This window comes from Blautia sp. aa_0143 (genome assembly GCF_004167315.1).
GTDB classification, from domain to species: Bacteria; Bacillota; Clostridia; order Lachnospirales; family Lachnospiraceae; genus Blautia_A; species Blautia_A fusiformis.
In genome coordinates this window covers 1-23,736 of sequence record NZ_RCXU01000008.1, presented here as the reverse complement: position 1 = coordinate 23,736, position 23,736 = coordinate 1, and the positions used below count along the sequence as shown (strand labels likewise).

The 23,736-nt window shown below is 43.6% G+C and carries 16 protein-coding genes; 1 reads left to right on the top strand and 15 read right to left on the bottom strand.

Annotated elements, in window-relative coordinates; genetic code table 11:
• Positions 1–116: 116 nt before the first annotated feature.
• From EAI83_RS05220 to EAI83_RS05205, 4 genes are all read right to left on the bottom strand, one after another.
• Positions 117–2,576, bottom strand: a complete 2,460-nt coding sequence (locus EAI83_RS05220; protein WP_129974722.1) for a glycoside hydrolase family 3 protein — start codon at positions 2,574–2,576, stop codon at positions 117–119.
• Positions 2,577–2,596: 20 nt separating this feature from the next.
• Complete coding sequence (locus tag EAI83_RS05215; protein WP_044961860.1) at positions 2,597–3,442, bottom strand: carbohydrate ABC transporter permease; 846 nt, start codon at positions 3,440–3,442, stop codon at positions 2,597–2,599.
• Positions 3,442–4,395 (bottom strand): carbohydrate ABC transporter permease, encoded by a 954-nt coding sequence (locus EAI83_RS05210; RefSeq protein ID WP_129974721.1) that lies wholly within the window; start codon positions 4,393–4,395, stop codon positions 3,442–3,444. The genes EAI83_RS05215 and EAI83_RS05210 overlap by 1 nt, the downstream gene beginning before the upstream one ends.
• A 72-nt stretch (positions 4,396–4,467) precedes the next feature.
• A complete protein-coding gene (locus EAI83_RS05205) occupies positions 4,468–5,835 on the bottom strand; it encodes an ABC transporter substrate-binding protein (RefSeq protein ID WP_015526173.1) in 1,368 nt (455 codons plus the stop codon).
• A 173-nt stretch (positions 5,836–6,008) separates the two neighbouring features.
• Between EAI83_RS05205 and EAI83_RS05200 the strand changes: the two genes are divergently transcribed.
• Positions 6,009–6,749 (top strand): AraC family transcriptional regulator, encoded by a 741-nt coding sequence (locus tag EAI83_RS05200; protein ID WP_129974720.1) that lies wholly within the window; start codon positions 6,009–6,011, stop codon positions 6,747–6,749.
• Positions 6,750–6,886: 137 nt separating this feature from the next.
• Here EAI83_RS05200 and EAI83_RS05195 read toward each other — a convergent pair whose 3' ends face one another.
• The 11 genes from EAI83_RS05195 to EAI83_RS05145 all read right to left on the bottom strand — a co-directional run bounded on the left by EAI83_RS05195 (position 6,887) and on the right by EAI83_RS05145 (position 23,295).
• The gene (locus tag EAI83_RS05195) at positions 6,887–9,586 is read right to left on the bottom strand and encodes a GH36-type glycosyl hydrolase domain-containing protein (protein ID WP_129974719.1); all 2,700 of its coding nucleotides are present in this window, start codon (positions 9,584–9,586) and stop codon (positions 6,887–6,889) included.
• 96 nt (positions 9,587–9,682) lie between these two features.
• Positions 9,683–12,097 carry a GH36-type glycosyl hydrolase domain-containing protein gene (locus tag EAI83_RS05190; protein ID WP_015526176.1) on the bottom strand — a complete coding sequence of 805 codons (2,415 nt, stop codon included), beginning with the start codon at positions 12,095–12,097 and terminating at the stop codon, positions 9,683–9,685.
• 145 nt (positions 12,098–12,242) lie between these two features.
• Complete coding sequence (locus tag EAI83_RS05185; protein ID WP_129974718.1) at positions 12,243–13,595, bottom strand: vWA domain-containing protein; 1,353 nt, start codon at positions 13,593–13,595, stop codon at positions 12,243–12,245.
• A complete protein-coding gene (locus EAI83_RS05180; protein ID WP_129974717.1) occupies positions 13,592–14,602 on the bottom strand; it encodes a leucine-rich repeat protein in 1,011 nt (336 codons plus the stop codon). The genes EAI83_RS05185 and EAI83_RS05180 overlap by 4 nt, the downstream gene beginning before the upstream one ends.
• A 188-nt stretch (positions 14,603–14,790) precedes the next feature.
• A complete protein-coding gene (locus EAI83_RS05175) occupies positions 14,791–16,200 on the bottom strand; it encodes a serine hydrolase domain-containing protein (protein ID WP_015526178.1) in 1,410 nt (469 codons plus the stop codon).
• Entirely contained in the window at positions 16,193–17,572 is a 1,380-nt protein-coding gene (locus tag EAI83_RS05170; protein ID WP_022427079.1) for an APC family permease, read from the bottom strand. The genes EAI83_RS05175 and EAI83_RS05170 overlap by 8 nt, the downstream gene beginning before the upstream one ends.
• 176 nt (positions 17,573–17,748) lie before the next feature.
• On the bottom strand, positions 17,749–18,393 hold the full coding sequence (locus EAI83_RS05165; protein WP_022427078.1) for a GntR family transcriptional regulator: 645 nt from the start codon (positions 18,391–18,393) through the stop codon (positions 17,749–17,751).
• 142 nt (positions 18,394–18,535) lie between these two features.
• A complete protein-coding gene (locus EAI83_RS05160; RefSeq protein WP_015526181.1) occupies positions 18,536–18,928 on the bottom strand; it encodes a VOC family protein in 393 nt (130 codons plus the stop codon).
• 93 nt (positions 18,929–19,021) lie between these two features.
• A complete protein-coding gene (locus EAI83_RS05155; protein WP_235812422.1) occupies positions 19,022–20,008 on the bottom strand; it encodes a carbohydrate kinase family protein in 987 nt (328 codons plus the stop codon).
• 248 nt (positions 20,009–20,256) lie between these two features.
• On the bottom strand, positions 20,257–21,615 hold the full coding sequence (locus tag EAI83_RS05150) for a GntP family permease (RefSeq protein WP_015526183.1): 1,359 nt from the start codon (positions 21,613–21,615) through the stop codon (positions 20,257–20,259).
• Positions 21,616–21,678: 63 nt separating this feature from the next.
• Entirely contained in the window at positions 21,679–23,295 is a 1,617-nt protein-coding gene (locus tag EAI83_RS05145) for a mannitol dehydrogenase family protein (RefSeq protein ID WP_129974716.1), read from the bottom strand.
• Positions 23,296–23,736 lie beyond the last annotated feature (441 nt).

Here is a 23,736-nt window from a genome sequence, read left to right as displayed (position 1 = left end):
AGGATCCTCCGCCTAAAACGGGTTGCCTTGCGCGACATCTGCAAAAAATATGCCTGAATCCAATGATAAATCGAAAATTGAATTCAGGCAAGTTTTTCACTACTATATAATTTTTTTTATTCTGCTGTCAGTGTGTGTATCAGGTTCAGAATACGTCCCGCACACATTCTGACAACTTCTTCCGAAAGCTTTCCGTCTTCAAAAGCTTTTCGGATATTTTCTGCGTCGGCTGCATTACCAGGCATGATAATATCATTTCCTGCTGTCACGCATTTCCACGGAATACTTCCATCTTCCGGAACCGTTGTATTCCAGTCTGACATGATCACACCGTCAAATCCCCATTCTTTTCGGGCAATGGCTGTACAGAGATCAACACTGTTTGCAGCATGGACACCATTCAGTAAATTATAGGAAGACATGATTGCCACTGGTCTGCTTTCTTTAACTGCAATCTCAAAACCACGCAGGTAAATTTCCCTCAGGGCACGTTCTGATACCTGTGCATCTACGCCCATACGATTATCTTCCTGATTGTTGCAGGCAAAATGCTTAACGGTAACACCGCAGCCAGGTCTGCTCTGCACTCCTTTTGTCATGGCTGCTGCCATGATTCCGGAAAGCAGCGGATCTTCGGAATAATACTCAAAATTTCTGCCGCACAGAGGGTTTCTCTGAATATTAAGACTAGGTGCTAGCCAGAGATCTATGTGGAATTCTTCCATTTCTTCTGCCACTGCTATTCCAACTTTTTCCACAAGGGCAGTATCCCAGGTCTGAGCCAGTGCAGTTCCAACCGGAAATGCCGTACAGAACTGATAATATCTGTCTGCGTTTTCGTGAGTCTCATCTGTTCTCAGGTATCCGTTTTCCAGAGATCCAAGGACACCGATTCCATATACTGTGTCTGTTTCTCTGTCTACTTCATAATTCTGCTGAAGTCTCAGTCCTGCCGGCCCATCGGCCATGATCAGTGGGGAAACACCATATTGCTCATAAAGAGCAGCCGTGGTCTCACCGGCAGAGCCAGGAACACGGATTCCTGCCGCCCCCAGATTGCTGGAGATTCCAGCAATATTCCCATAAAACAGCGGGAGCAGATCCTTTGCAGGAATCTTATTTTCCGGTTGGCAGGTGCATTCTGTTCTCTTCTCTGGTTCAGGATAATAGATATATCTTCCAATCTTCTCATTCTCTGCCTTCTCTTTCCATTTCAGAGTTCTGGCAGAAAGATTCTGGCGGTCATAAACTTCTTCAGTAATATCAGTCTGGTTCTCAAGGATATTCGTTTTATCCAGGATCACACTCTCCGGCACTTCAAGCATTGCAGCCAGCGCAAGCGATGCAATGCTGTTTCCGACCCAGACAGCGTAATAACCTTTTTCAGCAATCCAGGCATGCTGCTCTTCGGAAAAATATGCCAGTGTCTTTCTGTCGATCCTGATTTTCAGCAGTTCTTTTTCCCCCGGCTTCAGAAGTTTTGTTTTTGCAAAGCCAGCCAGCCGACGGTATTCCTTCCCTGATTCATCCTGTGGAAGAGACACATAGACCTGCACGACCTCTTTTCCCGAAAAAGTTTCTCCTGTATTCGTTACCTCTGCTTCAACTTCAACGCCATCCCCTGATGTTTTCATCCCATGGAAGCGTATCTGCATTTCTGTGTAAGAAAGTCCATATCCAAACGGAAACAGCGGTTTTACACCAAAAGTATCAAAATAACGATATCCTGTATAAATTCCTTCCTTGTACTCTTCTCTTTCAAGCTTGCCATTGAGATAGCTGTATTCCTCTGCACACGGATAATCCTCATACCTTCTGGCCCATGTTGCAGTCAGCTTGCCACCTGGAGTTACCTTTCCCAGAAGGACATTGGCGAGGGCAAGTCCGCCTCTTTGTCCAAGCTGGGAAATATTCAGGACAGCACAGATATTTTCTGTTTCTTCCAGAATATCTGTCAGTTCTACCGGACCGCCGGAATTCAGGATAAGTACTGTAGGAATCTTCTGTGCATCAAGGAACCGGATATCCTCCCGCTCCCGTCTGCTCAGATAATAATCTCCCTCGACCCTGCGCCTATCCTTTCCCTCACCGGAAATCCTGCTTACCACATAGATTGCTGTCTGGGCATCGACAGTATCTTCTGCTGTGACTGCACGGCCTTCCGGCATTGCAAAAGGATTTTCCGCATAGGCATCAAAAGGATTTTCCACAAACTTTGCTTCTTCCAGTATTTTTTCTTTCCATGCCCGGCGTGCTTCTGCGTATATTGACTCATAATTGGCTAGCCATTTCTCGCTTACGATCTGAATACCGTTTTCTTTCAGTCCCTGATAAATAGAAATGTTACTTCTGTTATTCACATCACCGGAACCTGTTCCGCCTTTCACTGTCTTTCCCGCACCGGCGCCGTATAAACCTATTTTCGTGGAAATATTCAGAGGGAGTATTTTTTTATCATTTTTCAGCAGTACAATACCCTCCTCTGCTGCTTTTTCCGAAAGAAGACCGTTTCGTATTTCACGGTCTGACATGCTGTGTTTCTTTGTTCCGCTGTGTTTCCATTTCTTAACTGTCATATCTTACCTGCTACCTTTTGTTATTCTTTTACGCCTCCAAGTGTCACTCCTGCGATGATAAACTTGGAAAGAAGGAGATATACGATAATGATCGGCACAATGGCAACTGTGATCATCATGTAAATCTTACCCATATCAAAATTCATATAATCTGCTCCACGAAGTGTTGCAATCAGGATTGGAACAGTCATCTTGCTTTTAGACTGGATAACCAGAGCAGGAACGAAATAATTGTTCCAGGAGCCTACAAATGTAAAAATCGCCTGTACAGCGATTGCCGGCTTCATGATTGGCAGTACAATACTGTTGAAAGTACGGAATTCTCCGGAGCCGTCAATTCTGGCTGCTTCTACCAGTGACATCGGCAGTGAGGACTGCAGATAGCTGTACATAAAATAGAATACGGCCGGTGACGCAACAGACGGAATAATCAACGGAAGCAGGGAATCATATAATCCCATCTTTGTGATCAGACGAAGGAAGCCCATTGCAGTTACCTGTGTCGGCATGACGAGGATCGCCATGATAAATGTAAACGCTACATTCCTTGCCTTGAAATCATAGGCATAAAGACCATATGCTGTCAGTGAGGAAAAATATGTACATAATACTGCACTGCATCCGGACACGATAATACTGTTAAGAATTCCCCTGAACATCGGAAAGCTTCCGTCATTTGCAACATTCATCAGGTTTTTCCAGAAATATTTTCCAGGAAGAGCAGAAAATCCCTTCTGAAGCTCTGCATGAGAATGAGACGCATTCACGATCAGTACATAAAAGAAAAAGAGACACATAAAGGAAAGAATAATAAGTACCACATGTGCCACGATACTTCTGATCCTGCTGGCTGTCTTATCTTTCATCATTTTGTTTTTCTCCTTTCTGCTCTTGCTCTCTTTTTCGCTGCTTTCTTAGATCCGTCCGGATCATTGTCGTTAGTCATACGATATACAAAGAAGCAGAGGATTGCACTGATAATAAACAGGTATACAGACAATGCTCCGGCCATACCATAATTCTTGCTCTTCAGATGGCTGTTCAGGAACATAATCAGTGTCATGGATGTTCTGTCCGGATTACCCTGTCCGTTTGTGAGGATCTGCGGTACATCAAACATCTGAAGGCCACCGATGATGGAAGTGATCAGAGTATAGGAAAGAATCGGACGAATCAGTGGAAGCGTAATATAGACGAAACGCTGAATGCTGTTGCATCCGTCCAGATCCGATGCTTCAAAAATATCCATACTGATTCCCATTACTGCTGCCATCAGCATGATGGTCGTGTTTCCGAACCACATCAGGAAATTCATGAAACCTACCAATGATCTTGTTCCCAGAACAGAGCCCAGAAAATCAATCGGTTCCTTTATCCAGCCCAGTGAACACAAAATGGAGTTTACAGGTCCGTTTGTGGAAAACATGGTAAAAAACAGAAGTGCAAATGCTGATGCCATGATCAGGTTCGGCAGATAAATTACAACCTTAAAAAACTGCTTGCCATGAAGCTTCAACCTGGCATCAGTAAACCAGCATGCAAGCACCAGTGCAACAACGATCTGCGGAACAAATCCGATCACCCAAAGGATCAGTGTATTCAGTCCGTATTTCAGCATGTCAGAATGCAGAAGACTGACATAATTGGCAAGTCCTATAAAATTAGGACCAATCTGCTTGATTCCAGAACGGAAATATTCAAAAAAGCTGTATCTCACTGTATCAAACAGCGGAATCAGCGAAAAGATAAAATAGATCACAAAAAACGGGAGAATAAATATGTATCCCCATTTTCCGTAATTAACGCTCTTTTTCTTCATAATGCTCTTCCTTTCCAGCAAGCTGCAGGATCCAAAGATCCTGCAGCATCAACAATTATCCTCATGTGGTATTTATTCCGGCCACTGGATCTCTGTGATCTCCGGATAACGCTCCTGAATAGCTGTCTCAAAGTTGGCTTTTGCTTTGTCAAAGTCTACTTTACCCTGGAAGTAATCACTGAAAGCGTTCTGGATCAGCTCTACACAACCCTGGTCATATGCGGAAAGCGGTGCGATCTTGATATTCTCTGCAACCGGTGCAAAATACTCAAACGGGTTCTGTCCACCAAGGAAATCAGATGCGAAATCTGCATTTGTAGCTGCATCTTTCATACCGGATTTTGTATTTGTAAAATCAGAGTATTCTTTGGAAATCTTAAGAAGATTATCCTGATTTCCCGTCATTGCCAGGATAATATCTTTGACATGTTCCGGATTATCTGTTCCTGTTGCAGCCTGAATGTAAGAACCACCCCAGTTGTATTCCTGCGGAGGATTTGTAACAGCCCAGTCACCTTCTGCTCCATCCCAGTTTGGTTTCAGAGTAAAGTCGATACCCCATGCCGGGAAGAGGAATGCGAATACCTTGGACTCAGAACTCATTGCCTTGTTCCAGTCATCGTTCCACTGACCTTTTACAGTTTTGTTAAGATAACCTGCATCCAGCCACTCTTTGGAATCTTTTACCCAGTCCATGATCTTTGAATCTACTTTGATCACAGAATCACCGGACTCTACCCACGGATTCTCAATGCTGTTTCCATATAAGCGAAAAGTGTCTGCATAAGAAGCAAATGTATAATATCCTTTTTCTTTCAGCTGAGCTGCTGTTTCTTTAGCTGTATCCCAGTCTTTCATCTTCTCGCCAACTTCTTTCGGGTCATCAGTACCGAAAACATCTTTCGCAATGTCACGACGATATACAAGGACACCCGGGCAGCACTGCCATGTGGCGCCTCTCTGTACTCCATCCGCATCAGAAGCTGTTGTTTTCGTGAAATCATACTGATCTGCAAGATCCTTGTCCGGATCAATGCCAAGATCAGTAAGAGGCATTGCAACATCCGCATCTTTGTCTGTATATTTGAATACATAATCTGTCTCAGAAAGGAACATGTCTACCTTATCATCTGCACTTGCATCAGCCTGGTTGAGAAGTGCCTCATCCAGTTTCTGCTGATATACGCCATCCTGGTTCGGATTTACGATCCAGTGGATCTCTGTACCATCTTTCAGTTTTGTAACTGTACCATCTTTGGAAGTGGACTCTACTTCCGGATAAATAGCTTCCAGTCTCTGACGGAACTCATCATTCCAGGAATAAATATTGATCACTTTTCCCTCATCCGATCCTTTTGCAGATACACAGCTTACATTTGCTGCCATCATTCCACAAACCATTGCTGCTGCAAGGATCATAGATACCGCTCTTTTCTTCATAGTATAAATCCTCCTTTTTCTGTAGCATCCCCGATGCTTTACCTTTGATGATAAAAATATACCATTTTTTTATCTGCGATTATATTATTAATCTTAACAAAATGTCAAATTCATGTCATAATATAAAAAACCAACACATTCCTTAAACATCAACATATAAGGAGGATATCAATATGTCCATTTCCCAAGACTGGATTACTAATGAACTGGAAGATACAGAACTGGAAGCTCTTCATCGCTCTCCCTCTGTGGAATATTCTTTTTACAATGCCGTAAGAGCCGGTGATATGGAAGCTGTAAACAAAAACTGCGAGGAAGACTCTTTTCTTCATCTGAAGGGAACCGGTATCCTCTCCAAAAATCCTCTGACCAACCTGAAGTATCATTTCGTTGTCACTACTGCCATGCTCACCCGTTACTGTATTGACGGTGGACTGGAGTCTGAACAGGCATATCGTCTCAGCGATTTTTACATTCTGAAAATGGATTCCTGCACCACTGTACGCCAGATTGCAGATCTGCATCATATTATGGCCAGAGATTTTACCGGAAAAATGATCCTCCAGAAAAAAAGCTCTATTCTTTCCAGACCGGTCATGCAATGCGTGGACTATATTTACGGTCACATTAAGGAGCGTATCACCATTCAGGATCTGTCAGAACATACCGGACTCTCTCCCAGTTATCTGTCCAGAGTATTCAAACAGAATCTTGGAGTATCCATAAGTGATTACATTCGCGAGAAAAAAATCGAAAAAGCCACTCACCTGCTCCGATACTCTGATAAAACAGTCGTTGATATTGCCAATTATCTGAATTTCTCTTCACAGAGTCATTTTATCCAGATCTTTGAAAACTTCACCGGCCTTACCCCAAAGAAGTACCGTGACAAATATTACAAATCCATGTGGTAAACATCCTTATTATTATGGCTGATATTTTTTATCAGCATCAAAAACGACATCCCGCAGCTTTTTACAACTGTGGGATGCCGTTTTCCTATTGATACTTCTGTTTCTGTAATTTAACAATTATGTATAACCGATTTCTGTTACATCAGTTCCACTTTGATCCTGTGTGTTTCTTTTACAGAAAGCTTTTCGAGCAGTTCCCGATCTATACGTACACAGGTACTCTGTTTGTTTTTCATTTCCTTTTCATCGCACCATACTGTTTTTATTTTATATTCTGAAGGAAGTTTTTTCTCCGGATTGCAGATACAGATCTCCAGCTTTCTTCCGGCAAATTCCATAGTAAGAGATGCCTGTCCATTCTCATTATACTGCTCCGGCATCAGTGCCGGCGCGATCACCAGATCTCCAAGATCTCCTCTGACGCCAAATACCTCTGTGATCATAGTCAGCATATACCAGCTTGCAGCACCGGTAAGATATGCATACAATCCTCTTCCCTGATTATCAAAATATTCCGGAATTCCAGGATACATCCTGCTGTTCTCAAAATCCATGGCAGCGTCCAGAAGCGTTTCCAGAACCTTATGTCCTTCTTTTGCATAGCCGTTTTTATACAGTGCATTGCCATACATAACAGCCATATGGGAAAATACCGCTCCGTTTTCCTTTTCTCCATAAGCAAACCCGAACATTCTTCCCAGATCAAATTTTTCTTCATGGAAATTGGTATTCAGGCGATATCCTCCTGCCTGACGGTCAAAAAGATATTTATCCGCACTTTTACAGATAGACTCAATCTGATCTTTCTGTGCGGTTTTACTCATGATCGCAAATACCTGACTGGTAAGCATCATACGTACCTGGCTGTTTTCTGCCCTTTCCACAGGACGTTTATGATCATCATAATATCCGTTGAACCAGCCGTTTTCTCCGTCTTTTACCCATTCTCTTCTGCGGATGTTTTCCATCATCCAATCTGCCTTTTCATCCAGATTCCGGCTAAGCTGGTCCAGACGGATCACAATAGTATTTCCGCTGATATCATGTGCACATTTTTCTGTGTACTGTCTCAGAAGCTGCTGCTTTTTCTCCGGGCTTTCATAAAGCTCACGGTCTCCGGTAAACAGGATTTCCATTTCTTCCGCAACTTCAATCCTGTCAAACATTTCCTTTTCCTGAAGTTTTCTCAGATATTCTGCGATGTTCTTCATATTTCCAGCATATGCACAGGTAAATGCCACACTCTCACCATTTTCCCATGCCATATCCATGGCATCGTTCCAGTCTGCCCCGTGAAGTTTCATCTCGTTGTGCTCTCCTACATCATAAAAAGCACAGAGATTTTCCAGCAAAATGTGTTCCAGAACCGTTCCGTAATAAATCTCACCGGATTCTGTTTTCTGATTTTCTCCATAGGCACTGCTCCATTTTTCATCATGCGCAGTTCCTCTTTTTGTCTGAAGATCCTTGAAATATGGAATCTTCTCAAAAAGGACATTCATATCCCCGGTCTGATCCATATAAAGCTGCGTTGTCACAAATGGCCAGAAAGCATGATCCATCCACACGCGGGCAATGTTGTTGCGGTCTGCGATAAATTCACCCTGTCTGTTTCCGATGATCGTGGCATTGGTTCCATCGATGCGTACTCCACCGTAATTATCGACGATCATCTGACGTACAACAGAAGGATCCATGATCAGAAGTGCCAGACAGTCTTGCCAGAGATCACGCCAGCCTCTTCCACCTTTTCCATAATCATGATACGGGAGGAATGAACAACCGTAAATTCTTCTTAATATCGGCTGGAAACAGATCCATTTCAGATAATTATCTCTGTCCTCATCACCTGTCTCAAAAGAAACATTCACTTTTTCTGTCCAGTGTTTTTTTACATGTTCAAATTCTCTTGCAACCTGTTTTTCAGTTCTGTAAAACCGTGCAGTCTCCTCCGGCAGCTGATTTTTTTCAGATATTCCCGCTGTCACAACATATACAGCTGTTTCATGTGGTCTCAGAACCCTGGATGCAAAACGAATACCACCGACAGCTTCCTTTCCTTCAATTTCTGTTCCTGCCGGAACACCTTTTTTCTCTTCTCTGACCACCTCCGGAATCAGGAAAGAACCGCCTTCTCCGATAAACATTTCCACATCAGGATAAAAGCTTTCCGGTTCCGTTCCCTCGCCTTCAGATCCATATACAAAATATGCAGTATTATTCTTCTGATGACCTCTTTCATCAAAAGAAAGCACCGGTTTTACTTCAACACCGTACTCCGTTGTTCTTATCCTGTGCAAAAGGGAAGTCACATGCCTGTGATCTCTGAGATTGTCTGCACTTCTTCCATATACAGGTATTACAGCAACCGGTGTGATCTCCTGTTCTTCCTCTTCAATATTGGTAATCTTTACAAGATGGACCTCCGCATCACCTTTCACTGTCACAAAAGACAAAATCTCTGACTGAAGTCCGTATTTCTCAGAAGTTCTGTGCAGCTTCTGCCACATAAATCCGGCTTCCAGGCTGCTTTTATCCTGTTTATCAGTATATTTCTGAAATTCCTGTTCTGCCGAAACTCCGCATGCTGACCAGTAACCTTTTCCTTTTATCTTGCACCAGAAATTTCTGGTGTTTCGATTATTATGAAGATTCTCAATGCTTACCGGTTCCAGCAGAAAATGATTCTGATCCAGTTTGCTGTCTCCTCCCAGAGAAGGGGTGATCGCGGATTTCAATCCGTTTTCTCCGGCCAGAGGTATATATAAACCGCTGTAATTCTCCGGATTTTCTATGGAAAAACTTCCATTTTTATCCTGAAATTTTATATATTTCATTCTGTGATCTCCTTCCTGCCAAAATAAAACGGTATTTATATTCCATTTTACTTTGTATTCATAAATGTGATCTCCTCGCAATTTATATCCATTATGTCATGACATATAGAATTCAATTTCTGTCTCACCGGTAAGTTTCTCCTGCGGAATATAATTACCCGGAAGTTCTTCTCCATTTACATAGAGTTTTTTACATCCGGCTTCCACATGTCCCGGATTCTTCACAGTGATATGGAGATGACATCCACGGAAATCCTTGCTTATCTCAAACTTCTCCCATTCTTTTGGAATCGATGGTGCTATACGTAAGCCATAGAAATCCGGACGCATGCCAAGAATTCCTTCTACACATCCTACCATCACAGTAGATGCTGTTCCTGTCAGCCAGTGCACATGAGATCGTCCGAAATTCGGGCTTGCTTTTCCTTCTGTAAACTGTCCATAGCAGTATGGCTCCAGCTGTCTGATCTCAGCCCTGTCATTCTGCGCTGCCGGAGCATTCTCCAGGAAATAATTAAATGCACGCTCACCATGTCCGCAAAGTGCTTCTGCCAGAATGAGCCATCCCTGTGACTGTGAAAAGATTCCCGCATTTTCCTTTGTTCCTGCATTGTAGATAACCGCAAGTGCTCCGTCGAAAGCATTTGCATGATATGGAGGATCCATAAGGATTGCACCGTATTCTGTATTCAATCTTTCATAAACCATTTGAAGAGCCAGATCTGCCTGCCGCTCTGTTGCAAGGCCGCTGATCACAGCCCAGCTCTGTGGATTCAGCCACATATTTGCCTCCGGGTCAGTTCTCTTTCCGATAACCTCTCCCCGCTCCGTAAACCCACGGATAAAACGATCTTCATTCCAACAGAGTTCCTGGATCAATTTTCCAAGCTGCTCTTGTTTTTCTTCCAGGTATTTTATATATTTTTCATCTTTTTTGTACTTTGCAAACTCTTTCAGGATAGTCATTGCATAATAGAACTGTAATGCAACGAAAGTAGATTCCCCATCCTTTCCAAGTCTCAGACAATCATTCCAGTCTGCATAAAGGCCGGCCGGCATTCCATGTCTGCCAAGATGGTTCATGGAGAAGTCAATAGCTCTTTTCAGATGCTCGTATACAGTTCCTTCATCCTTGTTTGCAAACGGGATCACTTCATCGATGAATGCAAAATTTCCTGTCTCTGAAATATATTTGTATACAGTAGGGAACAGCCAGAGTGCATCATCTGCGCGGTATGCCGGATGACCGGTTTCCTGTACATAGGACGCATCATCCGGTGTATCCTCATGTCCCGGATTATGTGTGAATTTCACAAGTGGAAGACCGCCGCCGTTATCTACCTGTGCTGACAACATGAAACGGATCTTATCCAGTGCCATTTGGGGTGCAAGATGGATCACACCCTGGATATCCTGTACAGTATCACGGTATCCATATCCGTTACGAAGTCCGCAATAAGTAAAAGATGCTGCACGTGACCAGATAAATGTCATAAAACAGTTATATGCGTTCCATGTATTGATCATGGTATCGAATTCCGGACTTGGTGTTCTGATCTGAAAATGTGCAAGCTGTCCGTGCCAGTAACTGATCAGTTCTTCAAGCTCCACCGCGCATGTTTTTTCACAGTCTGCATAATGTGCTATAATCTCCGCTGCTTCATTATCCTCCTTCATTCCTGCCAGAAAAGCCATTTCCCGACTTTCTCCCGGTTCCAGAGTAATTACAGCTGAAAGAGCTCCACAGCTGTTTTCATTATAATTTCCCTCATTACATAATACACCGGCTTCAACCCCTGCCGGATTGTTGTATCCGTGATATCTTCCAAGGAATTTTTCCCTGTCACCACACCAGGAAGAAACCTTCTCTCCAGCCAGGCCGAAGAATCGGTTGAACACGTTCTTGTTATCAACCTCTTCCCCATCCTTAAGGCCGTCCAGATTCGCATGGATCATCTGACGTACACGATCTCCACAGAATACTGTTCTTGTAATATACTGGGAATACTGCAGATTCACCTGATCCTGTTCATAATTGCTGTTATTTGTAAACTCTGCATATCCAGTCACACTGATCTCACGTTTTCTGTCTGAGCAGTTGGTAACTTTCAGATTCCATACCTCATAGGACTGCCCAAGCGGTACATAGTATCTCACCTCTGAATGTATCTCGCTGTAATCTGCCATCATTTTAGTATAGGCTGTGCCATGATGACATTCACTTTTATACTCACTGAGATCTTTGCCAACCGGCTGCCAGGATGCTGACCAATAATCTTTTGTGTCATTATCCCTGAGATAAATATATCTTCCCGGCTGATCAAACTGATTAAAAATATATCTCAGGATTCTGCCGTTCGCCCCGGATTTTGCAAAGCTGTATCCCCCTGCATTATTGGAAACGATTGCTCCGTATTCCGGCGATCCCAAATAATTCACCCACGGAGCAGGTGTGTCCGGCCTGGTAATCACATATTCCTTTTTTTCTTCATCAAAATACCCATATCTCATGCCATACAATCTCCTGTTCTGTATATTTTCCGTAACATTGTCTGTTGTTACCTATTTTCTACACTATAACTGATATGCAGATAGCAATATACAAAATAAAAGATTAAAATATCAGATTCATGACATAAGATATGGATATAATTCTTTACAATTCTTCCTCCGTGATCACCAGCTTCATGGCCCAGGCCGGGATATCCACATCCTCAGGCTCCTGCTCCATAAATACAAATGCTGTCCGGTATGGCGGCATCTTTGCCGGAAAAAGCCCGTATCCGTCTGTAAAATACACCAGGCCCTTAAGATTTTCAAACTCACGTTTTTCCATCAGCTCTTCCACATAAGCAAAAGCCGGACGGAAATCTGTACCTCCATCACCGTAAAGTTCCAGGCTGTTCATATACTCCTGCAATTCCTCTGCACCGGTGATCTTTACATCCGAATGCACTTTCTCATCACACTGGATAATGTGTATATTTACCTTCTGGAAAAAATTCCCGCTGTCGCTTAAGATCCCATAGGTTTCCTCCAGAAATCTCTGTACCAGTTCTCCTGAACAGGACATGGAGGTATCGATCACAATGACAAATTCCGAAACTTTTTTCACTTCTCTGGTTTCCAGGGGTTCGATCAGCGGCATATTCCCGTAAAGGGAAAGCCCGTAGGTATAAAAATTATAATCAAAGCTGTCCGGATCTACAGTCAGTTCTTCCCGAAATACTGCAAACTTCCGCAGAAATTCCCGATAATCATATCGTTCCCGGTTCTCCACTTTCAGTTGATCCAGAAAATCTCCGTCCTGCGCTCCTGCCTCCCTGGAAAAGGTCTCCAGATCTGTCTCGATTCCTTCGCTGATATCTCCCCATTTTTTGCTCATCAGGGGATTGGGTTTCCGATCGGGCTGCTGGTTTGCCCAGTATTTATGGTCGTCCACGTAGAACTCTTTTTCAAGCTGTGCCAGTTCTTTTTCCTTCAGAAATTCTTCTTTCAGAATCTTGTAGATTCTCTCTGCATTCAGCGTCTTCTTTTCCTTTTCCAGAAGACGGTAGGTTTCCCTCCGGAGAAGACTTCTGGAATATCGGACTGAGCGGTGGTAGATCCCGTCGATCATATGCTCCACTGCAATGTCGCAGCTTAAATTCCACAAACGTTTCTCTATTCCCGGCTTCCCAAAGTGCCGGAAAATGCAGTGAAATACCATATGGAGATATCCTCGATTCACAAGAATCCTGTTTTCTTTATAAAGCCCGCCAAGCTGTGCCGGATGGAAGTATATCACAGCCCCGTCTGTTCCAAACGGACTGACCGAACCATCCATCTGATAAATAAAACTGCTCAGCGCCACATCCAGAAAACGCATGCCAAGATACAGCTCGTCTCTTGCCGCCCGGAGAATGCTGCTGCCGATATCCTGGAGACGCTGGGCTGCCTCCTGGGAATTGGATCCCTGACCGGGCAGGAAGTTATTTTTATTGTTTTCAGTTGTTTCTATATCACTCATAACTGAAACTTCTTTCTCCTTTTAACAGGGCACCTCTCATTTTCTGTCTCCCCGGCCACCTTCTGCTCTTCCTTCTGCATCCGGCTGCGTTCATTCATCAGAAATGCGGAAATCTCCATATCCTTCTTCCCGGACGCCACATCAATACTATGTTCCAGGCCCTCTCTGTTCCAGAGTTTTTCCCGAGAAAGCAGCTCCAGACCATTTAAGCTTCCGCTTTCCACCAGAAATTCCCCGATATCCTTAAGATTTCCCCGGATATAATCCTCATACTGCTTCTTCGCCTTTTCACTGAGCTGCCACGGATAACGAAGCCGCCCAAAGCTCATATCAACCAGAACCTCCAACTTATCCATTACCACTGCCATATCAAACAGGCTGTCATACTCCGCGAAATCCAGTTCTTTGCTGTAGAAGCATTGCCGGTAATTGGTCCCTGAGCCATGATACTCCGTAAACAGAATTCTCGCAGGCGTATTCTCCACCGCCTCATCATAATGCTCCGGAAAAACCATATGCGCACGTTTTCCACCTGCATCACCATTTTCATACAGAAAATCCACATCGATCTTCTGCCACAGCTCACCGAGGATCTCCTTTGCACAGGACTTGAGCCCTTTTTTCTGATGGATCACAAGCTCCTTCAGCCCGCTGCAGCCCGTAAACGCCCCGGTTCCCACCTGCATCAGCGTATCCGAAAATTCCAGCCGTTCCAGTTTTTTGCATCCATAAAAAATATATCTTCCGATTTCCTTCAGCGTATCCGGGAAAACGATCTCCTGCACTTCCTCCCCGGCAAGAAGTCTATCTTCTCCGAATGAAAATGCGTCTTCGCTCTCCCAGGTTTCTGCATCTTCTTCTCCGTCCTTATGTGCAGAAAACGCATACGGCGCCGCACTGACTACCGGAAGACCATTGATCTCTTCCGGCAGCACGATCCGGTCATCGGTACCATAACACCGAACGATCTCTATTGCATTATTTTTAATTCTGTAATGTATTTTCATCGTACACTTTCTTCCCTATGTCACAATAATAAAAATTTCTGTTTCCTATTGTAGACTTATTCCAAACAAAAAACAACCCATCGGACCACTGATGGCAAGTCAGTATCCTGCGGGTTGTTCGTTTCTTTTATCATAAGGTTGGAGGAATTGCTATATTTTTATCGGTCTATACTTTGAGTTTTTTCTCTTCAGGATTTAAAGTTTCCTGTAAACTTCCATACCATATCCGGCTGTTCCGGAAGATAGGTAACGTTAGGTCTCCAGGTCGCGATCACGGTATCTTTAGAATTGACCCAGAAGGAATACTCTTCCCTGTAGGAAGTGTTGAGCAGTCCCACAGACAGATATAACGTTTCCTGATCCATTCCATAAGCAATGCTGTGATATCTCTTTGTAAAATCATCCGGATAAAGATCGTTCTGTTTCCAGCTCTTAAATCCTGCATAAGCAATCTTTTTCTCACCCTGGACTATCATTTCCAGACGCAGTTTACATCCTTCCGGAATGATCTTTGCACTTTCAATATTTCTCGGATTTTCTGTAAAAATAATCTCCCGGTTAAATAATCCACTGAGTTCTTTTTCCGCAGTTTTCAGTCTGCCTTCCGGCTGTGGCAGAGAAAGGCTTTTTATTTTTGCTTCCAGATATTTCTCTCCTTCTTCCCGTTTTTCTTCCGGGCAAGGTATGGAAACTGCTTCCTTCATATATTTAAGGCAGATATCTGCCGCAAGATATTCTCTCGCACCTGCGGTAATGCCAATGGCAACCGGAAGTTCCCGGAAGCACACCAAATACTGTCCAAATGCTCCTTCTGCCGCAAAGATCTCTTTTCCTGCTTTGATGTGATATGCATAATGAGTCAGTGCTTTTTTCTCATCTCCGGGAATTACGACTCTTGACTGTCCCATCTCTTCGATCCACCACTGTGGCACCAGCTGCTCACCCTTCCAGTTTCCTTTCTGGAGAAGGAGCTGTGCCAGTGTGGAAATCTGATCTGCGGTCAGATACATGCCCCAGCCGCCGGTATTATGTCCCTCAGGACTTGTAAGCCAGTTGATCTTTCCAAAACCAAGTTTGTCAAAAACACGTTTCTGCATAATGGACAGACAGTTTTCACCCATAACTTTGGTCACGATCCTGGAAAGTGTATAGCTGCATCCGGAATCATAATGAAAAACTTTTCCGATATCTTCTTTCAGCTTAGGCTGTCCAAGCCAGTTCTTCTCCCAGTCTTTTTCCAGTCTGGAAAACCATACATTATTACAGCATTCCGGGGAACCGGCCTGCATGGTAAGAAGATCATATACGGTAATATTTTCCAGGGCTTCATCATATTCATCCGGAAGATCTTCTCTCACATAATCCAGAAATTTATCCTCCAGATGAAGTTTTCCCTCATCCACCGCAAATCCAACACAGATACTTGTTCCGATCTTTGATAAAGAATGCAGCATCTGCGGCTCTTCCATTGAGAAAGGTGCCCAGGCTCCTTCAACAACCTTTTCTCCTTTATACCGTACAGAAATACTGTGTAATTCTACGGTGTTCTCAAGTTCCTCAAGCATTTTTGCCAGCTTGAACGGATTTAATTCATTCATTTTTTTCCTCCTCTGCAGGCTGCCATATGGATGTCTCGATACGGATTCCACCTTTTCTGGTGAGATATACACCAATCAAGATCAATGCAACCATAACTATAACAGCAGATACTGCATATACAAGTTTAATACTGAAAATTCCTTTTATAAAAATAATCGTGTAAATGATGATACTGATGGTGCAGAATACGTAAAGTCCTGCACTGGAAAGGTGAAATTTGTTCTTCTTCCAGGTATCCGGATATTTCTTCGGAAGACGTGAAATTGCATACACAACTGTAACATTCATAAAAAATGTGATCACCTGGAAAATATTTGTGATCGTCACGATACTCATATCAAAAATGATCGGAAGCAACACTACGATCAGTGTGTAGGTATAGATCAGGTACGGTGCTCCGAAACGGTTTTCCTTCAGAATTCCTTTCGGCAGCCATCCATCCTTGGCAGCCTGAGCGATCGGATATCGTACATCATTAAATACACCATTCAAAGTAGTGATGATTGCCATGATCGGTCCGCCGATCATAAAAAGTTTATACACAATACCAGGAAGGATCTCCTGTGCTGCCGGAAGGATTGTTTCCACACCTGCAACCTCATCGTGAGGAAGCACCCCACCTGTAACCATCGCAAGGCCCACATAAATAAAAAGCAGACATGGCACGCAGGACATTGCCGCAAACGGAACATCTTTCGTTGCTCTTTTCGCGTCTTTACCATACCACAGAATATTGTAGTAACCATTTGCGGAATTGATAAGAAGAAGTGCCGCCAGCATAAAGCCTTTAAAGCCGCCGGTAAACATCTTATCTCCTGAAAAATCAAAGATCGGCTGTCTGATCTGTGTAAGTCCGAAAACAACATACAGAACCATTGTGATCAGAAGAACCGTTGATAATATCTTGCTTACCTTTGCAAAAATATCCATTCCCAGAAGATTCAGAACAAACAGGATAACAACACCTGCGATTGCCAGTGCTTTCACTGTAATTCCCGGGAGGAGATTATTCAAATACAATCCCAGTGCCAACGCAAAAGAACTGTTGAGGATCGGCGTTACCAGTTTCGTATAAGCTACCAGACCTCCGGTGCTGACTCCGGAAAGGTTCGTTACGATGGAATACGGGCCTCCTGCCACGCGCATGGTCCCACCAAGAATAATATACGGAAAAACCATAAAGAATCCCATAACAATCGCTGTCAGATAAGCAAGCCATACAGAATAACCGGTATAAGCCATTGCCGGTCCGATCAGAGTTACCATTCCGGAGCCGATTACCATTCCTACTGCGATTGCAAAAAGATCACCACGCTCAAGTATACCCGGTTTCGGTTCCGGCTTGTTCACAATTATGTTCTTGTCGTTCATTTCATTGCGCCTTTCTTTACTTCTTCACTTTTTATTTTTTATTTTTTATATTGTATACATAAAGAATAGTGAAAAACGCCGTAACTGTCAATAACAATTAACAATTTCGGCGTTTTGTAAAAATTATCTGTTCTGTTTTTGTATACTTTTTACAGAAAAATGGTAATTTCTACAGCCTAATTATACCGTTGCACAAAGTTCTCACAACTGCTTTTTATATGTTTCTGCATACGCAGATAACATTCCATAGAATCACCTTTTCGAATACTTTCTACAATTTCCTCATGCTCTTTCAGAGATTTTCTTACGTACTCTTCTTCATTTACCAGTACGCCTCTGGACAGTCCGTTCCACAGTTCTGACAGCATATTTTTAAGTTTATCATTTCCTGCTGCTGTCCATAATTCCATGTGCAAAGTCTGATTGAGACTTGAATAACTTTCAAAATCACCTTTTTCTATCTCTTCTCTGGAAACCTTGAGGATCTGATCAATCCTCTGAAGATCGATCTTATTTTCACAACACAAAACACAGGCTTCACTTTCCAGTGCCGCCCGCACCTGAAAATGTTCGCGGATCGTTTTTTCATTCACTCCAAGAACTACTGCACGTTTATTTCGCTCCAGTTCCAGAAGTCCATCTCTTGCCAGAATCTGAAAGGCTTCTCTTGTAGGTGTAATGGACACTCCAAGTTCCTGCGCAGTACTTTCCAGTGTCAGAATTTCCCCCGCCGGAATTTTTTTTGAAAGAATTGCCTCTCTGAGATTCGCCGCAATCTTTTCTCTTATGGGTAAAGTCTTTATTGGTTTAAGTCCCAGCATGTATATACTCCTGTTCTTATAGATCTTTTTTATTTAGATGAATATTAACAGTATTCTATTCTAGCGTATTTTTACTGTATTGTAAATTCCCATTAAGACAGGTACCCACATTCTTGCAGGAGACTTAACTGACTTACACATTTTATAAATACTGGCTGAACTCCACCTTCTCCTTATTCGGGCCTTCAATAGTAAAAAATTTCACGCCATTCTCCCAGAACGGCAGAAAATGCACCTCGTCATTGGTGGTATTCAGTCCTGCTGCTGTCACCAGCTCGTGGACTTTCTCCACATCCTTCACATCAATGGCAACATGGTCAATGGCGCCGGATTCCATTTTTGCTGCTTTGTTCTCGTAAGTCTCGATCACAAGATTTCCAAGCTTCAGGAAAGCAACCTTCTCATTGGCAGCCTCGTTCACCGTCTGGAAAGCGATCTTAAATCCCAGTGCCTCATAAAATTTAATGGTTGTCTCAATATCATTGGTTGGCACACCTACGTGCTGAACTCCGTTCATCTGATCTTTTAAATTCATTTCAAAACCCCATCCTTTCATAAATCTGACATACTCATAAACACAATCGCTTCGCAATTTAGATTCAACTCTGCTACAGTTTTATGAATACGATCACTTTGCAATTCTGCGTTCCACCTGTGCAAGCTCCGGCATTGCCGGGATCGCACCTTTTTTCTCCACGCAGAGACTGGCCACTGCATTGCCGAAACGGGCAAATTCCTTCAGATCCTCCTGGGTCAGCTCGTCCAGATGTTTCTCTGCTGTGCTGACTTTGTACAGGAAACCGCCCCAGAAAGAATCTCCGGCTCCGTTCGTGTCTGCGATCTGTTTCACTGCAAATCCCGGTACCATACAGCCGCCATCCTTGCCGTAAAGATAGGCTCCTTCGCCGCCAAGTGTAACTGCCACAACTTTCACGCCCTGGCTGTACAGTGCTTCTGCTGCTTCCCGGACATCCTTATGATCTGTCAGAAGTTCTGTCTCTTCATCCGAAATCTTCATAAGATCCACATAGGGAACCAGGCTTCTCATATGCTTCTTCGCTGTCTTTTCATCCGGCCACAGAGATGCACGGTAATTGGGATCGTAAGAAATCACGCTGCCCTTGTTTTTTGCTCTTTTTACCGCATAAAACGTGGTATCTCTTGCAGGCTGATCCGTCAGGGACAGGGATCCAACATGAAAAATATGGGTATGATCCAGCACATCCACATCCACTTCTTCCTTCTGGATCTTCGTATCCGCTCCCGGTTTTCTTGCAAAAGAGAAAGTCCTCTCTCCAGTCTCGCTGACTTCCACAAAAGCCAGTGTAGTAAAATAATTTTCATCCAGGAGCATACCCTTGGTATCCACGTTTTCTTTCTCAAGAACAGATTTCAGGAACTTTCCGTGCATATCTTTTCCTGCTTTACCGATAAATGCAGTATGAGCTCCCAGTCTGCTGGCTGCAACTGCAACATTGGCTGGTGCACCGCCCGGATTTCTGGCATACAGCATCTGTCCATCCTCATTGATATCCTGAGATGTAAAATCGATCAGGATCTCACCAAAGGTTGTGATATCATAGATGGATCTTTTCACAGCATCTCCTGTGTCCATAATAAGGTTCTGATCAAGCAGCTGAAAAAAGATCTTCTCGCATTCTTTCTCATTATCTGTATGTATATGAAGCTCTCCCTCGTCAAACTCAGGCATACTTAAGACACCAAGCATAGACTTCGCATTTACAACATAACGGCCATAACATAATTCTACATCACAGGGGATGGATTCTGCAATACTTACCAGCTTTCTTGCATTCTGCATTGTGCCTAAAATTACTTTTACTATCATTTTTGTCTACTCTCCTATGCAAACAGGCTGATCACAACAGCACAGACCAGACCTGTTACTCCTACGATGGTTTCCATCATTGTCCAGGATTTCAGGGTTGTTTTCTCATCAATCTCAAGAAGGGAACCTACCAGCCAGAATCCGGAGTCATTTACATGGCTGAATGCCGTTGCGCCTCCGTTGATGGCACAGACCATTGCTGCCAGATAAACCGGTGACAGGTCTGCAACTCCGGGCATAGCCGCCATAATTCCTGCTGCCATTGTCATAGCCACAACTGCCGCACCAACCGATGCACGGATCAGAGCTGCAATAAGGAATGCAACCAGTACAAGCGGAAGTCCGCTTTTTTCCAGGGCTGGTCCTATAATATTTCCCATACCGCAGTCCTGCAGCACCCAGCGGATGATACCTCCACCAGTGATGACCAGAAGAATCTGTCCGGTAGGCTTCAGAGAACGATCCAGGATTTTCTTAAGCTGCTCTCCATTATAGCCCTGCTTCTTTCCAAGAAAATACATGGCAAGCAATACTGCTATGATCAGTGCCACAAATGGTGTTCCCAGAAATTCCAGAACAGGACGTGCCGCGTCGATTCCCGGAATGTATTCAGAAACTGTATTGCACAGGATCAGTACCAGCGGAACAAGAATGATACATAATACTGTAGAAAATTTCGGCAGATTGGCTTCTTCTTCCTCACGTACCTCCTGGATATTGGAGGGCAGCCCTGTATTGATCTTTTTGCCGATAAATTTGGACCATAAGATTCCTGCAAAGATCAATGATAAAATGCCCACAGGCACACCTACCGCGATCATCACTCCGAGATCCACATTCAGCATATTTGCCACCAGAACAGATCCTGCTGATGGCGGTATAAATGCAAATCCGGTGGCAAGTCCGGCGAGAAGAGGAATCACATAATATAAAGTAGATTTCTTTGTTTTCTTCGCAAGTCCGAATGCCAGAGGGATCAGGATCACAACGCCAGCCTCAAAGAATACCGTAGTTCCTACCACAAGTCCTGTGATCCCAAGAGCGATTCCCGCTTTTTTCTCACCAAATTTGTTTATCAGTGTCTGAGCAACGCACTGTGCGCCGCCGGACACTTCCAATATCCCACCGAACAGAGAGCCCAGTCCGATCAGGAGTATGATTCCCTGTAAGGTTTCTCCTGCGCCGTTTTCCACAGTGCTTACCAGCGTTGGAACCGGCATTCCGGCGCCAAGCCCGATAACCAGTGCAGCGATCAGCAGGGATAAAACCGGGTGGATCTTAAATTTTATGATAAGTAACAATAATAATAAAATTCCTGCTGCTGCCGCGATCAACAGTCTTGCCGGGTCTGCCGCAAATACCGGTTCTGTCATCTTTCCATTTACCTCATTTCTCTTTATTCAATATTTACATAAACTGTTCTCGTAACCCTGGTTTTATTTTACATATTTATGAATAGTTGCCTTTACAGCTCCGGGGCCGACGATCATCTCACGGAACATGTCCTCGATCTTCTCTCCGACACCATCTTTATAGAGGTCTGTGAAGAACAGTCTCTCATTGGAAAGGATCGGCTTCAGCTGATTCTTAAAGGTCTCCGGTTTTCCGATCACGATATCTCCAAGCTGCTCCTGAAGTTCCTCATTCATCGGGTCCGGTGCAAGCTCAAATTTGTTTCCTTCATCATCTACAGCCAGCATGTATCTCAGCCATCCTGCGATTCCAAGCGGGATTGCTGTCAGCCTGGAAGCATCTCCAAATTTCTTCACATATGCTTTTACAGTCTCACCGAAACGGATACCTACCATCTGGGACACATCTACAGCCAGACGAAGGTTGGTATCTCCAAGATACTCATTCGGGAAACGGTCATTAAAAAGCTCATCCACAAATGCCTGTGGGGAAAGGATTCCAGGATCTGCAACTACCGGAAGTCCCTCGTCATAAGCAACCATACGGGCCATTTTCATCATATCTTCGTTGGTGTTCAGCATATGTGCAAACAGATCATAGCCAAGTACCACACCAAGAGGGCCGGTTGCGGAATGTACAGGATTCAGGCATACGGTTACTTTCATTCTCTCGGAAAGATTGACGGTATTTCTGTCCGCCATGTATACGCCGAAGCCTTTTTCCAGAGCAGGGCGTCCGTTAGGGAAGCTGTCCTCGATAACAAGATACTGTGGCTTCTCAGCATTAACAAATGGTGCTATGTATGTCTTCTTTCCTGTGATCACCGGCTGCATGTCTTCAACGCCAAGCTTCTCAAGGTCTGCTGCGATCTGCTCGCTTGGACGAGGTGTGATCTTGTCGATCATGGTCCACGGGAATGCAACCACCTTCTCGTCCGTTACATAATCTACGAAGCCATCATCTACGAAGCCCGCTTTATGCCATTCCTCTGTCATAGTCAGCACGGACTCACGAAGCTTGGCGCCGTTCTGTGAGCAGTTATCCATAGATACCAGAGCGATCGGATATTTCCCTGCTTTATATCTCTCATTCAGCATAGCTACAAGAACTGCCATTGCTCCGGTTGCCTTATCCGGTCCGTTTTTAATATCTGCTTCCACAAACGGGAACCATGTTCCGTCTGCTTTCTGAAGTGCATAGCCCTTCTCTGTGATCGTAAAGGAAACCAGCTGCAGGGACTTAGCTGTGAAGATCTCCTTCAGGCGGTTCCATTGTTCAGCATCAGAAGACTGTGCTTTCACTGCTTCTGCAAGTGCCCCAAGAACTTTGTACTCACGGGTTCCATCACCATGAAGGATGACATTTAAGCCAAGGTTGTCATATGGCGCGTAAATCTTATCTACTACGTCATAATCAAAGGTCTCTACACATGTGATACCTCTGTCAAGAACTCCCTCTTCCAGAAGACCATCTGCAATACCGCCGATAAATACACGGAAGATATTTCCGATTCCGAAATGTACCCAGCCTGGCTCCTTCTTCGCTTTCTCAGTAACTGCCTCTACATCGTATCCTGGAAGATTGATGCCTGCTTTCTCCCATGCTTCACGCTCTTTGATTCCTTCTCTTGTTAATTTCATGATAGAACCTCCTTTTTTTCGTTCATTTCGTTATTTATGTCTTTTACTTATGTTTATGTCTTAACTGTAAGTAGAGTATAAAACTTTCCTTTTTAAAAATCTATTGGCAAAGCGTCTAATTTTACTCTTATTTTTTTGTTTACTTTTACCCGTTCTCCCCTACATTGCATTTCCCGCAAATTTATACTAAAATACATTTAACAAATGTAGCAAGAATTCTCTCACCTCTTCAGGTGGTGAGATGAATTGCACATCGGAGCATGTCTGCTCAAAAAAATCTCTATAGTATAAAAGAAACACTTGTTCTCCCTTCCCTGATGTAGTATACTGAAAAGAACAATTAGTTCATAAATACATATCCGTTGATATAAGAAAAAGGATGATAAATATAATGGAGTTAGACCATGAAAGATGCATTCTGGGGTCAGATATTCTGTCTGC